Here is a 14,757-nt window from a genome sequence, read left to right as displayed (position 1 = left end):
TGTACTATTCGTAATGAATGATAGTATAAGAAAAAAAGAGACTCGACGTTACGTTGAGTTTTTACTAGCTTAGTGTAGCTTAAGATTCAGCTTTTTATAGAATGCTTAGCGAAAGCATTAGGTGATGTGAGGAAGTTTTGTATAAAATAAAGTAGAAGTGAAAATTGATGAGGTGACGATGGTGGCAAATATTCATGAAATGGTAGTAGTGTTAGACTTTGGTAGTCAGTACAATCAATTAATTACAAGACGTATTCGCGAATTCGGTGTTTATAGTGAATTACACCCACATACGTTAACGGCAGAGGAAATTAAGGCGATGAATCCAAAAGGAATTATCCTTTCAGGTGGACCGAACAGTGTGTACGGTGAAAATGCGTTTGATTGTGATGAAGCGATCTTTGACTTAGGTATTCCTGTTTTCGGTATTTGCTACGGTATGCAATTAATGACACATAAGCTAGGTGGAAAAGTTGAAGCGGCTAACCATCGTGAATACGGAAAAGCAACAATTGATATCCACGGAACACCAAGCCTGTTTGCGGACTTACCAAAACAACAAGTTGTATGGATGAGTCATGGAGATCTTGTGAGAGAAATTCCAGAGGGCTTTCATGTTGATGCAACAAGCACATCATGTCCTTATGCAGCAATGAGTAATGAAGAACGTAAATTTTATGGCGTGCAATTCCATCCAGAAGTAAGACATTCTGAATATGGAAATGACCTTTTGAAAAATTTCGTCTTCTCTATCTGTGGCTGTGCGGGAAACTGGTCTATGGAGAACTTCATTGAGATGGAAACAGACAAGCTTAAGGCAAAGGTAGGCGACAAAAAAGTTCTCTGTGCACTAAGTGGTGGTGTTGATTCATCCGTTGTGGCAGTTTTAATCCATAAAGCTATCGGTGATCAATTAACATGTATCTTCGTTGATCATGGTCTACTACGTAAAAATGAAGCGGAAAGTGTTATGAAAACCTTTAGTGAAGGCTTCAATATGAACGTCATTAAAGTTGACGCAAAAGATCGTTTCTTAAACAAATTAAAAGGTGTGTCAGATCCTGAGCAAAAGCGTAAAATCATCGGTAACGAATTCATCTATGTGTTTGATGATGAGTCAGCGAAATTAGAAGGCATTGATTTCTTAGCACAAGGTACGCTTTACACAGATATTATTGAAAGTGGTACAGCTACTGCTCAAACAATTAAATCTCATCACAATGTAGGCGGTCTTCCAGAAGATATGCAATTTGAACTAATTGAGCCTTTAAATACATTATTTAAAGACGAGGTTCGTGCATTAGGATCAGAATTAGGGATTCCAGATGAAATTGTTTGGAGACAGCCATTCCCAGGTCCAGGATTAGGAATTCGTGTACTAGGTGAGATTTCGGAAGAAAAATTGGAGATCGTTCGTGAATCGGACTATATCCTACGTGATGAAATTAAAAAAGCGGGCTTAGATCGTGATATTTGGCAATACTTCACGGTTTTACCGGATATCCGTAGTGTAGGTGTTATGGGAGACGCTCGTACGTATGATTATACGATTGGTATTCGTGCGGTTACCTCAATTGACGGTATGACCTCTGACTGGGCAAGAATCCCATGGGACGTACTTGAAGTCATTTCAACGAGAATTGTAAATGAAGTAAAACACATCAATCGAGTTGTGTATGATATTACAAGTAAGCCACCTGCGACGATTGAGTGGGAGTAAAACACGAACGAAACGAACATTATCAAAAATAATGTTCGTTTTTTTATTGACGAATACCTTGGAGGTTGATACAATGAGACTATAATCAAATAAGTCGAAATACGTCGTATAATGTTGGGGATATGGCCCAAAAGTTTCTACCAAGCTACCGTAAATGGCTTGACTACGAGGTGTTCATTGCTAGTTTTTTTCTACTAGTGTGATCTATCTTAATGTCAAGCGCTCATGGTATCTCATGAGCGTTTTTGTTATTTAGAGTCCTCTAAATAACAAAGGCAAAATCGGGAAGTAAGGATTGAAATGTTTTAAGCCAATCTACTAGTATATTGAACTTATATTCTTTTATCCTTTCCCTTAACATGACGATGTTCATATGAAAACTAGGAGGAACACTTGTAATGAAAAAGTTTTTTCAATTTGATGAGTTAGGTACAAATTATCGCCGCGAAATAATCGGTGGGTTAACAACATTTTTATCTATGGCATACATTTTATTCGTTAATCCAAGTGTCTTATCAATGTCGGCTATTCCAGATCTTCCGGATGCGATCCGAATGGACCAAGGTGCAGTTTTCACAGCTACAGCCATTGCAGCAGCAATCGGTTCATTACTGATGGGACTAATCGCGAGGTACCCAATTGCTCTTGCGCCGGGGATGGGACTTAACGCGTTCTTCTCCTTCACCGTCGTTTTAACAATGGAAGTACCGTGGCAAACAGCATTATCCGGTGTGTTTGTATCAGGACTAATCTTTATCGTTTTAACCGTCTCTGGTTTACGTGAAAAAATTATTAACTCCATCCCAGCAGAATTGAAATTCGCAGTAGGAGCGGGTATTGGATTATTCATTACGTTTATCGGCTTTCAAAATGCAGGCATCATCGTAAATAACGATGCAACATTAGTAGGATTAGGAGATCTAGCTGCTCCACAAACTCTTTTAGCCATCTTCGGTGTTTTCGTAACGGTTATCTTAATGGTTCGGGGAGTTAAAGGTGGAATCTTCTACGGAATGTTCATCACAGCAATTATCGGTATGCTTCTAGGTCAAATCGATGCACCAGCGAAAATCGTAGGAGAAGTTCCAAGCTTAGCCCCTACATTCGGACAAGCTTTGTTTAATCTAGATCAAATCTTCACTATTCAAATGCTAGTTGTTATTTTAACTTTCTTATTTGTTGATTTCTTTGATACAGCTGGTACATTAGTGGCAGTGGCGAACCAAGCAGGGTTAATGAAGGAAAACAAATTACCGCGTGCAGGAAAAGCGTTATTCGCAGATTCAGCGGCCACTGTTGTTGGTTCAGTCTTAGGAACTTCCACAACAACATCTTACATTGAATCTTCTGCAGGTGTTGCAGCAGGTGCGCGTTCTGGTTTTGCTTCAGTCATAACAGCAGTCTTATTCTTACTTGCTTTATTCTTCTCTCCATTATTAGGAGTAGTAACACCAGCTGTTACAGCACCAGCATTAATCATCGTAGGGATTTTAATGGTTTCTTCTTTAGGGAAAATTGATTGGGAGAAATTTGAGGTTGCGGTACCTGCGTTCTTAACGATCATCGCAATGCCATTATCCTACAGCATTGCAACTGGTATCGCGATTGGATTTATCTTCTATCCTATTACAATGGCGATGAAGGGAAGAGCGAAAGAAATCCATCCAATCATGTACGGATTATTTGTTATCTTTGTCCTATACTTTATTTTCTTAGTGTAAGAGAAGATATGTAATATAGAAGAAAGAGAGTGGCTCGATGAATTCCGTCGAGCCACTTTTCTTGTTTCTTAGGAAACGATAAGAGGATTCCGTTTTAGGCTATGTCCTTCGACAGCTAGCTTGAGAGTCAGGGAAACAGATACCTAACTTTAGATGTTATAAGCCAATATAGTATATGGAAGGTAAAAGAACACTTCTTTTTCTATTCGTCATAGCTTTCTCTTTCCTTATAAAGGGAGCAACTCTTCAAGTAAGACTGCCTGCTAAACTTTTGGCCCCGCTGGTTTACCTGTATTACTATCTACTATAGTAGGTAATCATGATTCGTGTAATCATTCGACAAGCTACTAAACAATTTTGAAATTATTTTAAAAAAGCATTTGACGAAAAAAGAAATTGCTGATATAGTTATAAAAGTCATCCGATAAGGACAAGTTAGTTCTTACGAATGAAGAAAACTTTTCAAAAAAGATGTTGACACAATATTTCATCTGTGTTAATCTTATAAAGTCGCTTCTTAACAAAGCGAAAACATGATCTTTGAAAACTAAACAAAACCAAGCGTATCAAACGTTGATTTTAAATCAACAAAACGTACTATATAGTACAAAAAAACATGAGCAAGTCAAACTACTTTATCGGAGAGTTTGATCCTGGCTCAGGACGAACGCTGGCGGCGTGCCTAATACATGCAAGTCGAGCGAGGTCTTCGGACCTAGCGGCGGACGGGTGAGTAACACGTGGGTAACCTGCCTGTAAGATTGGGATAACTCCGGGAAACCGGAGCTAATACCGGATAACATTTCGAACCGCATGGTTCGAAATTGAAAGATGGTTTCGGCTATCACTTACAGATGGACCCGCGGCGCATTAGCTAGTTGGTGAGGTAACGGCTCACCAAGGCAACGATGCGTAGCCGACCTGAGAGGGTGATCGGCCACACTGGGACTGAGACACGGCCCAGACTCCTACGGGAGGCAGCAGTAGGGAATCTTCCGCAATGGACGAAAGTCTGACGGAGCAACGCCGCGTGAACGATGAAGGCCTTCGGGTCGTAAAGTTCTGTTGTTAGGGAAGAACAAGTACTAGAGTAACTGCTAGTACCTTGACGGTACCTAACCAGAAAGCCACGGCTAACTACGTGCCAGCAGCCGCGGTAATACGTAGGTGGCAAGCGTTGTCCGGAATTATTGGGCGTAAAGCGCGCGCAGGTGGTTTCTTAAGTCTGATGTGAAAGCCCACGGCTCAACCGTGGAGGGTCATTGGAAACTGGGGAACTTGAGTGCAGAAGAGGAAAGTGGAATTCCAAGTGTAGCGGTGAAATGCGTAGAGATTTGGAGGAACACCAGTGGCGAAGGCGACTTTCTGGTCTGTAACTGACACTGAGGCGCGAAAGCGTGGGGAGCGAACAGGATTAGATACCCTGGTAGTCCACGCCGTAAACGATGAGTGCTAAGTGTTAGAGGGTTTCCGCCCTTTAGTGCTGCAGCAAACGCATTAAGCACTCCGCCTGGGGAGTACGGTCGCAAGACTGAAACTCAAAGGAATTGACGGGGGCCCGCACAAGCGGTGGAGCATGTGGTTTAATTCGAAGCAACGCGAAGAACCTTACCAGGTCTTGACATCCTTCGCTACTTCTAGAGATAGAAGGTTCCCCTTCGGGGGACGAAGTGACAGGTGGTGCATGGTTGTCGTCAGCTCGTGTCGTGAGATGTTGGGTTAAGTCCCGCAACGAGCGCAACCCTTGATCTTAGTTGCCAGCATTCAGTTGGGCACTCTAAGATGACTGCCGGTGACAAACCGGAGGAAGGTGGGGATGACGTCAAATCATCATGCCCCTTATGACCTGGGCTACACACGTGCTACAATGGATGGTACAAAGGGCTGCGAGACTGCGAAGTTAAGCGAATCCCATAAAACCATTCTCAGTTCGGATTGCAGGCTGCAACTCGCCTGCATGAAGCTGGAATCGCTAGTAATCGCGGATCAGCATGCCGCGGTGAATACGTTCCCGGGCCTTGTACACACCGCCCGTCACACCACGAGAGTTTGTAACACCCGAAGTCGGTGGGGTAACCGTAAGGAGCCAGCCGCCTAAGGTGGGACAGATGATTGGGGTGAAGTCGTAACAAGGTAGCCGTATCGGAAGGTGCGGCTGGATCACCTCCTTTCTAAGGATATAGAGGTACGCTTGGTATTTTGTTTAGTTTTGAGAGATCATCTGATCTTTCTATAATAAGTAAGACTCATACATAGGAGTCTAAATGCATCTTGCATTGAAGATCCTGTGTTTTATGTTCCTTGAAAACTAGATAACGAAAACAATTCAAGTAATTCACTGAGTTTAAACGCTTAGTTTAGTGATTCTCTTAATAATGTTAAAAACGACATCTTCGATGTCAAAGGTTAAGTTGTTAAGGGCGCACGGTGGATGCCTTGGCACTAGGAGCCGATGAAGGACGGTACTAACACCGATATGCTTCGGGGAGCTGTAAGTAAGCTTTGATCCGGAGATTTCCGAATGGGGAAACCCACTGTTCGTAATGGAGCAGTATTTTCATCTGAATACATAGGATGATAAAGGCAGACCCGGGGAACTGAAACATCTAAGTACCCGGAGGAAGAGAAAGCAAACGCGATTTCCTGAGTAGCGGCGAGCGAAACGGAATTAGCCCAAACCAAGAGGCTTGCCTCTTGGGGTTGTAGGACACTCTATACGGAGTTACAAAGGAACGGAGTAAATGAAGAGGTCTGGAAAGGCCCGTCAAAGAAGGTAACAACCCTGTAGTTGAAACTTCGTTCCCTCCAGAGTGGATCCTGAGTACGGCGGGACACGTGAAATCCCGTCGGAAGCAGGGAGGACCATCTCCCAAGGCTAAATACTCCCTAGTGACCGATAGTGAACCAGTACCGTGAGGGAAAGGTGAAAAGCACCCCGGAAGGGGAGTGAAACAGATCCTGAAACCGTGTGCCTACAAGTAGTCAAAGCCCGTTAATGGGTAATGGCGTGCCTTTTGTAGAATGAACCGGCGAGTTACGATCCCGTGCAAGGTTAAGTTGATAAGACGGAGCCGCAGCGAAAGCGAGTCTGAATAGGGCGAATAAGTACGTGGTCGTAGACCCGAAACCAGGTGATCTACCCATGTCCAGGGTGAAGTTCAGGTAACACTGAATGGAGGCCCGAACCCACGCACGTTGAAAAGTGCGGGGATGAGGTGTGGGTAGCGGAGAAATTCCAATCGAACCTGGAGATAGCTGGTTCTCTCCGAAATAGCTTTAGGGCTAGCCTTGAAATGAGAGTCTTGGAGGTAGAGCACTGATTGGACTAGGGGCCCCCATCGGGTTACCGAATTCAGTCAAACTCCGAATGCCAAAGACTTATGTTCAGGAGTCAGACTGCGAGTGATAAGATCCGTAGTCAAGAGGGAAACAGCCCAGACCACCAGCTAAGGTCCCAAAGTATACGTTAAGTGGAAAAGGATGTGGAGTTGCTTAGACAACCAGGATGTTGGCTTAGAAGCAGCCACCATTTAAAGAGTGCGTAATAGCTCACTGGTCGAGTGACTCTGCGCCGAAAATGTACCGGGGCTAAACGTATCACCGAAGCTGTGGACTGTTCTAACGAACAGTGGTAGGAGAGCGTTCTAAGGGCTGAGAAGCCAGACCGAGAGGACTGGTGGAGCGCTTAGAAGTGAGAATGCCGGTATGAGTAGCGAAAGAGGGGTGAGAATCCCCTCCACCGAATGCCTAAGGTTTCCTGAGGAAGGCTCGTCCGCTCAGGGTAAGTCGGGACCTAAGCCGAGGCCGAAAGGCGTAGGCGATGGCCAACAGGTAGAAATTCCTGTACCACCTCCTCACCATTTGAGCAATGGGGGGACGCAGAAGGATAGGGTAAGCGCGGCGTCGGAATGCCGCGTCCAAGCAGTTAGGCTGACAATGAGGCAAATCCCATTGTCATATAAGGCTGAGCTGTGATGGCGAGGGAAATATAGTACCGAAGTTCTTGATTCCACACTGCCAAGAAAAGCCTCTAGCGAGGTGAGAGGTGCCCGTACCGCAAACCGACACAGGTAGGCGAGGAGAGAATCCTAAGGTGAGCGAGAGAACTCTCGTTAAGGAACTCGGCAAAATGACCCCGTAACTTCGGGAGAAGGGGTGCTTTTTAGGGTTAATAGCCCGGAAAAGCCGCAGTGAATAGGCCCAGGCGACTGTTTAGCAAAAACACAGGTCTCTGCGAAGCCGCAAGGCGAAGTATAGGGGCTGACGCCTGCCCGGTGCTGGAAGGTTAAGGGGAGAGGTTAGCGCAAGCGAAGCTTTGAACCGAAGCCCCAGTAAACGGCGGCCGTAACTATAACGGTCCTAAGGTAGCGAAATTCCTTGTCGGGTAAGTTCCGACCCGCACGAAAGGCGTAACGATCTGGGCACTGTCTCAACGAGAGACTCGGTGAAATTATAGTACCTGTGAAGATGCAGGTTACCCGCGACAGGACGGAAAGACCCCGTGGAGCTTTACTGTAGCCTGATATTGAATTTTGGTACAGCTTGTACAGGATAGGTAGGAGCCTGAGAAGCCGGAGCGCTAGCTTCGGTGGAGGCGTCGGTGGGATACTACCCTGGCTGTATTGAAATTCTAACCCACAGCCCTGATCGGGCTGGGAGACAGTGTCAGGTGGGCAGTTTGACTGGGGCGGTCGCCTCCTAAAATGTAACGGAGGCGCCCAAAGGTTCCCTCAGAATGGTTGGAAATCATTCGTAGAGTGTAAAGGCACAAGGGAGCTTGACTGCGAGACCTACAAGTCGAGCAGGGACGAAAGTCGGGCTTAGTGATCCGGTGGTTCCGCATGGAAGGGCCATCGCTCAACGGATAAAAGCTACCCCGGGGATAACAGGCTTATCTCCCCCAAGAGTCCACATCGACGGGGAGGTTTGGCACCTCGATGTCGGCTCATCGCATCCTGGGGCTGTAGTCGGTCCCAAGGGTTGGGCTGTTCGCCCATTAAAGCGGTACGCGAGCTGGGTTCAGAACGTCGTGAGACAGTTCGGTCCCTATCCGTCGTGGGCGTAGGAAATTTGAGAGGAGCTGTCCTTAGTACGAGAGGACCGGGATGGACGCACCGCTGGTGTACCAGTTGTCTTGCCAAAGGCATAGCTGGGTAGCTATGTGCGGAAGGGATAAGTGCTGAAAGCATCTAAGCATGAAGCCCCCCTCAAGATGAGATTTCCCATAGCGTAAGCTAGTAAGATCCCTGAAAGATGATCAGGTTGATAGGTCAGAGGTGGAAGCGCGGTGACGTGTGGAGCTGACTGATACTAATAGATCGAGGACTTAACCAAATTTTTAAAAGCGTAAGCTCAGTGAATGAATTGTAATTCGTTATCTAGTTTTGAGGGAACATCCTTCAAACTTTATAATATCTGGTGGCGATAGCGAAGAGGTCACACCCGTTCCCATGCCGAACACGGAAGTTAAGTTCTTCAGCGCCGATGGTAGTTGGGGGTTTCCCCCTGTGAGAGTAGGACGTTGCCAGGTAAGATGAGAGGAAGATCAGTAGAGATACTGGTCTTTTTTTGTGTGGTTTTGTAGTTAGTTGTACCGGAAGGTACAGAGGAAAGTGTTTGAAGATTGAGGTATAGAAAAAGGAAACAAAGTATCACTACAAGCCCCTAGGCTTGGGAGAAGCAAGAAGGTCGAGGAAGCGCAGAGAGAGAAGACCGGAATGTGCGGGCTTGGCACATGAGGATCTGAACGAACAAGTTGACGAAGAGATTCGCCGCTTATCGCGAGCCGGTATACCGATGGTAGTTGGGGGTTTCCCGTGAGAGTAGGACGTTGCCAGGTAAGATGAGAGAAAAGATCAGTAGAGATACTGGTCTTTTTTTGTGTGGTTTTGTAGTTAGTTGTACCGGAAGGTACAGAGGAAAGTGTTTGAAGATTGAGGTATAGAAAAAGGAAACAAAGTATAACTACAAGCCCTTAGGCTTGGGAGAAGCAAGAAGGTCGAGGAAGCGCAGAGAGAGAAGACCGGAATGTGCGGGCTTGGCACATGAGGATCTGAACGAAGTAGAGAAGATGTGCACCCCAAAAGTTAGACGAACTAATTCTAACTTTTGGGGTGTTTTTTGTATTTGTATAGATACTTTTTAAAAAAGGATAGTTGCTTTTTTATTTGTCTCAAAATCTATAAAGAAGCAAAATCGAAAATAAAACGATCAAATTCGAAAATAAACCCTGAAATATCGAAAATATATCCATCAACTTCGAAAATAAAAGGTGAAATTTCGAAAATAAACCACATGAAATCGATGATAAGCTGGCTCTAAGATGACAATTTTAATCTATGAAATTACTTTAATGTAAGAACTGTAGAATCGTACGTCTTATTTTATGTAGTAGCATCCTATTTTTCATTAATGAAAAGGGGCAATATTTTATATTGAAAAGTATTCTGATGATAAGATGACATGATATAATACATGGATAAAAACGGTAAAGTTACAGCTTATACCAGGTTGGAGGTAGTGTGTTGAGCGGGGGAAATGATAATAATTTAAAGGAGCATCTTCGTCAATTAGAGGAGATGTTGCTTCAGCCAGAGATTAGAAGATCTAAGTCAGAACTAGAAAAGGTAGTAGCTGAGGATTTTTTCGAGTTTGGTAGTTCTGGTAAGGTGCTGTATCATGGGAGTGGAATCAAAGAAGAAGGGCTAGCCATCGTTAATATGACGATGAGTGACTTTGTGATTCATCCGCTAACTACTGATGTTGTATTAGCAACCTACCGTATATGTAATAGGGAGACGAATGAGCACAGTCTTAGAAGTTCTATTTGGAAAAAAACAAATGAATCCTGGAGGATGTGTTTTCATCAAGGGACCAAGACGGCTGATTGAAAAGGGGAGATTACTTTGATTAGAAGATTAACAGAGAAAGATCATAAGGCGTGTTTTCACCTATTAAAGAAGAAGAGTGCTGAAAATCTCTTTATTATTGGCGATATTGAGGTATATGGGTATAGTCAGGAGTTTCAGAAGGTATGGGGAGAGTTTAACCAAAATGGGGAATTGATTGCCGTTTTATTAAAGTATGAGGAAAACTATATTCCCTTTGCGTTAGGTAAGTTTGATGCTAGAGGTTTTGCAGATATTATGCTTCAAGATCCTACTTTTAATATGATGTCTGGATTAAAAGATATAACAGAAAAAATAGAGCCATTTTTAAAGGTTGAGCCTAAAAAGAAGAGACAAACATACTATGCTAAGTGTACGAAACTGCAAGTTAAGAATGAAGATAGGAGCGATTCCGTGCAGAAGGCAACCATCGGGGATGTATATGAATTAGTTGATATGTTGAATTCTGTACCGGAGTTCAGTGATTCTGTCATCACGGTTGATAAAAAACGCAGAGGTATTCAAGATGGGACTTCGAGAAGCTTTTTTATAAAGGAAAAGGAGAAGATCGTTGCTACTGCTTCTACTGCCGCTGAGAATACTGTTTCTGCTATGGTAGTAGGAGTAGCAACGCTAGATAACTATAAGAAAAAAGGCTACGCTACTATGTGCATGATAACACTTTGTACCGAGCTGTTGGCTGAAGGGAAGGAATTATGCCTATTTTATGATAATCCTGCTGCAGGTAATATCTATAAAAGAATCGGTTTTGAGGATATTGGATTTTGGATGATGTATAACTATTAGAACAGGGGAGAAAAAATGGGAGAAGTCAAGGAATTAACGACATTGTTAGCCTGGAAGGAAGCATTTCCGGTTATGAAACAGCTTCGGTCTGATATAGAAGAAACGAGCTACCTAACTTTACTAAACCAGATGAGGAATGAAGGCTATCGCTTATTTGCGTTATATGTAGAAAAGGAAATAGTAGCTTTAGCTGGATTTAGTTTAAAGACCAATTTTTATCAATCCCGACATGTATTTCTATATGACTTAATAACAGATGAAAACCATCGATCGAAAGGGTATGGAGAAAAACTGCTTACGTTTGTTCATAAATGGGCTAAAGAACATGGCGCAGAGTACGTTGCCCTCGAATCAGGAATACATCGAACAGAAGCACACCGATTTTATCAAGAGAAGTTTACCTACGATAAGTGGTGTTATTCATTTAGAAGAAGAGTATAAGATGGGAAAGTCGTCTATAGTTCGGCTTTCTCTAGGAAGGCCCCATATTGTACTTCATATATTCCTGTGTGCGTTGCGATCCAGATAGGTGAGAAGCCTGAATTTTGCTTAATACTTAGTGAGACGTCGTTAACCCAGTACTGCGATATTTATAACATGGTGTTTTGTTTCAAAGTTAGTATGAATAAACGCACTGTTTTTTAGATATGACTATTTCATTGCTGGTTGGCCTCGCATAAAATGAGATCCGTAATTCCCTTAATGATGGAGTGAATGCTTATTTTAAAAACAGGTTGTAGGAAAAGAAGAAGGTATCTCCTCTTTTTCCATAAGGTTAAAAGCTAAGTATGAGGATTACTACGTCTTCCAAACTCATATCATTAGAGCCTCTTGTACGTTAAAATAAGAAATGCTCTTATCTTAAAACCTCCTATAATCATTCTTTATAACTTTCGCAAATATAACGATGTTAGAAGAGATAATTAATTCAACAATGATCTACGGCAAACTATATATCATGATCTATTTATTCTATTCGTTACGGTTACAGAATGGTTAGAGAAAAAAGATTTTTCTAATATAGAAAAACTTTAGATAAAAACTTTGTAATTTATATTGACTATATAGTTGATATGAGTTATTATTAAATTCTTCCGATGAAACGGAGGTATTCAAACATTCTCTTAGAAAAACTTTTTTAAAAAGTTGTTGACACTAAGAAGTGATTGATGGTATGATATAAACCTAGTCGCGAAAACGACTTGGAAAAATGATCTTTGAAAACTAAACAAAACCAAGCGTATCAAACGTTGATTTTAAATCAACAAAACGTACTATATAGTACAAAAAACATGAGCAAGTCAAACTACTTTATTGGAGAGTTTGATCCTGGCTCAGGACGAACGCTGGCGGCGTGCCTAATACATGCAAGTCGAGCGAGGTCTTCGGACCTAGCGGCGGACGGGTGAGTAACACGTGGGTAACCTGCCTGTAAGATTGGGATAACTCCGGGAAACCGGAGCTAATACCGGATAACATTTCGAACCGCATGGTTCGAAATTGAAAGATGGTTTCGGCTATCACTTACAGATGGACCCGCGGCGCATTAGCTAGTTGGTGAGGTAACGGCTCACCAAGGCAACGATGCGTAGCCGACCTGAGAGGGTGATCGGCCACACTGGGACTGAGACACGGCCCAGACTCCTACGGGAGGCAGCAGTAGGGAATCTTCCGCAATGGACGAAAGTCTGACGGAGCAACGCCGCGTGAACGATGAAGGCCTTCGGGTCGTAAAGTTCTGTTGTTAGGGAAGAACAAGTACTAGAGTAACTGCTAGTACCTTGACGGTACCTAACCAGAAAGCCACGGCTAACTACGTGCCAGCAGCCGCGGTAATACGTAGGTGGCAAGCGTTGTCCGGAATTATTGGGCGTAAAGCGCGCGCAGGTGGTTTCTTAAGTCTGATGTGAAAGCCCACGGCTCAACCGTGGAGGGTCATTGGAAACTGGGGAACTTGAGTGCAGAAGAGGAAAGTGGAATTCCAAGTGTAGCGGTGAAATGCGTAGAGATTTGGAGGAACACCAGTGGCGAAGGCGACTTTCTGGTCTGTAACTGACACTGAGGCGCGAAAGCGTGGGGAGCGAACAGGATTAGATACCCTGGTAGTCCACGCCGTAAACGATGAGTGCTAAGTGTTAGAGGGTTTCCGCCCTTTAGTGCTGCAGCAAACGCATTAAGCACTCCGCCTGGGGAGTACGGTCGCAAGACTGAAACTCAAAGGAATTGACGGGGGCCCGCACAAGCGGTGGAGCATGTGGTTTAATTCGAAGCAACGCGAAGAACCTTACCAGGTCTTGACATCCTTCGCTACTTCTAGAGATAGAAGGTTCCCCTTCGGGGGACGAAGTGACAGGTGGTGCATGGTTGTCGTCAGCTCGTGTCGTGAGATGTTGGGTTAAGTCCCGCAACGAGCGCAACCCTTGATCTTAGTTGCCAGCATTTAGTTGGGCACTCTAAGATGACTGCCGGTGACAAACCGGAGGAAGGTGGGGATGACGTCAAATCATCATGCCCCTTATGACCTGGGCTACACACGTGCTACAATGGATGGTACAAAGGGCTGCGAGACTGCGAAGTTAAGCGAATCCCATAAAACCATTCTCAGTTCGGATTGCAGGCTGCAACTCGCCTGCATGAAGCTGGAATCGCTAGTAATCGCGGATCAGCATGCCGCGGTGAATACGTTCCCGGGCCTTGTACACACCGCCCGTCACACCACGAGAGTTTGTAACACCCGAAGTCGGTGGGGTAACCGTAAGGAGCCAGCCGCCTAAGGTGGGACAGATGATTGGGGTGAAGTCGTAACAAGGTAGCCGTATCGGAAGGTGCGGCTGGATCACCTCCTTTCTAAGGATATAGAGGTACGCTTGGTATTTTGTTTAGTTTTGAGAGATCATCTGATCTTTCTATAATAAGTAAGACTCATACATAGGAGTCTAAATGCATCTTGCATTGAAGATCCTGTGTTTTATGTTCCTTGAAAACTAGATAACGAAAACAATTCAAGTAATTCACTGAGTTTAAACGCTTAGTTTAGTGATTCTCTTAATAATGTTAAAAACGACATCTTCGATGTCAAAGGTTAAGTTGTTAAGGGCGCACGGTGGATGCCTTGGCACTAGGAGCCGATGAAGGACGGTACTAACACCGATATGCTTCGGGGAGCTGTAAGTAAGCTTTGATCCGGAGATTTCCGAATGGGGAAACCCACTGTTCGTAATGGAGCAGTATTTTCATCTGAATACATAGGATGATAAAGGCAGACCCGGGGAACTGAAACATCTAAGTACCCGGAGGAAGAGAAAGCAAACGCGATTTCCTGAGTAGCGGCGAGCGAAACGGAATTAGCCCAAACCAAGAGGCTTGCCTCTTGGGGTTGTAGGACACTCTATACGGAGTTACAAAGGAACGGAGTAAATGAAGAGGTCTGGAAAGGCCCGTCAAAGAAGGTAACAACCCTGTAGTTGAAACTTCGTTCCCTCCAGAGTGGATCCTGAGTACGGCGGGACACGTGAAATCCCGTCGGAAGCAGGGAGGACCATCTCCCAAGGCTAAATACTCCCTAGTGACCGATAGTGAACCAGTACCGTGAGGGAAAGGTGAAAAGCACCCCGGAAGGGGA

The 14,757-nt window shown here is 44.2% G+C and carries 5 protein-coding genes, 5 rRNA genes and 1 riboswitch (1 of these 11 only partly in view); all 10 genes read left to right on the top strand.

Features of this window, described 5'->3' with window-relative positions:
- Positions 1-199: 199 nt before the first annotated feature.
- Complete coding sequence (gene guaA / locus A9C19_RS18565; RefSeq protein ID WP_420835842.1) at positions 200-1,720, top strand: glutamine-hydrolyzing GMP synthase; 1,521 nt, start codon at positions 200-202, stop codon at positions 1,718-1,720.
- Between the two features lie 84 nt (positions 1,721-1,804).
- Positions 1,805-1,906, top strand: a riboswitch (purine riboswitch).
- A gap of 212 nt (positions 1,907-2,118) precedes the next feature.
- Complete coding sequence (locus tag A9C19_RS18560; protein ID WP_072581306.1) at positions 2,119-3,441, top strand: NCS2 family permease; 1,323 nt, start codon at positions 2,119-2,121, stop codon at positions 3,439-3,441.
- A 635-nt stretch (positions 3,442-4,076) separates the two neighbouring features.
- Positions 4,077-5,612, top strand: a 16S ribosomal RNA gene (locus tag A9C19_RS18555).
- A gap of 233 nt (positions 5,613-5,845) precedes the next feature.
- Positions 5,846-8,775: ribosomal RNA gene (locus A9C19_RS18550) — 23S ribosomal RNA — on the top strand.
- Positions 8,776-8,855: 80 nt separating this feature from the next.
- Positions 8,856-8,971 (top strand): 5S ribosomal RNA (rrf, locus tag A9C19_RS18545).
- The 16S, 23S and 5S rRNA genes sit together here, the layout of an rRNA operon.
- A gap of 994 nt (positions 8,972-9,965) precedes the next feature.
- Positions 9,966-10,331, top strand: a complete 366-nt coding sequence (locus tag A9C19_RS18540; RefSeq protein WP_267888735.1) for a nuclear transport factor 2 family protein — start codon at positions 9,966-9,968, stop codon at positions 10,329-10,331.
- A 15-nt stretch (positions 10,332-10,346) separates the two neighbouring features.
- Positions 10,347-11,135 carry a GNAT family N-acetyltransferase gene (locus tag A9C19_RS18535; protein WP_072581304.1) on the top strand — a complete coding sequence of 263 codons (789 nt, stop codon included), beginning with the start codon at positions 10,347-10,349 and terminating at the stop codon, positions 11,133-11,135.
- Positions 11,136-11,150: 15 nt separating this feature from the next.
- Positions 11,151-11,576, top strand: a complete 426-nt coding sequence (locus A9C19_RS18530) for a GNAT family N-acetyltransferase (RefSeq protein WP_072581303.1) — start codon at positions 11,151-11,153, stop codon at positions 11,574-11,576.
- Positions 11,577-12,446: 870 nt separating this feature from the next.
- Positions 12,447-13,982: ribosomal RNA gene (locus A9C19_RS18525) — 16S ribosomal RNA — on the top strand.
- 233 nt (positions 13,983-14,215) lie between these two features.
- Positions 14,216-14,757 (top strand): 23S ribosomal RNA (locus A9C19_RS18520); it runs 2,387 nt beyond the window's last position.

The organism is Bacillus weihaiensis, from assembly GCF_001889165.1.
GTDB lineage: Bacteria > Bacillota > Bacilli > Bacillales > Bacillaceae > Metabacillus > Metabacillus weihaiensis.
This window is presented reverse-complemented; position numbering and strand designations above follow the sequence as displayed.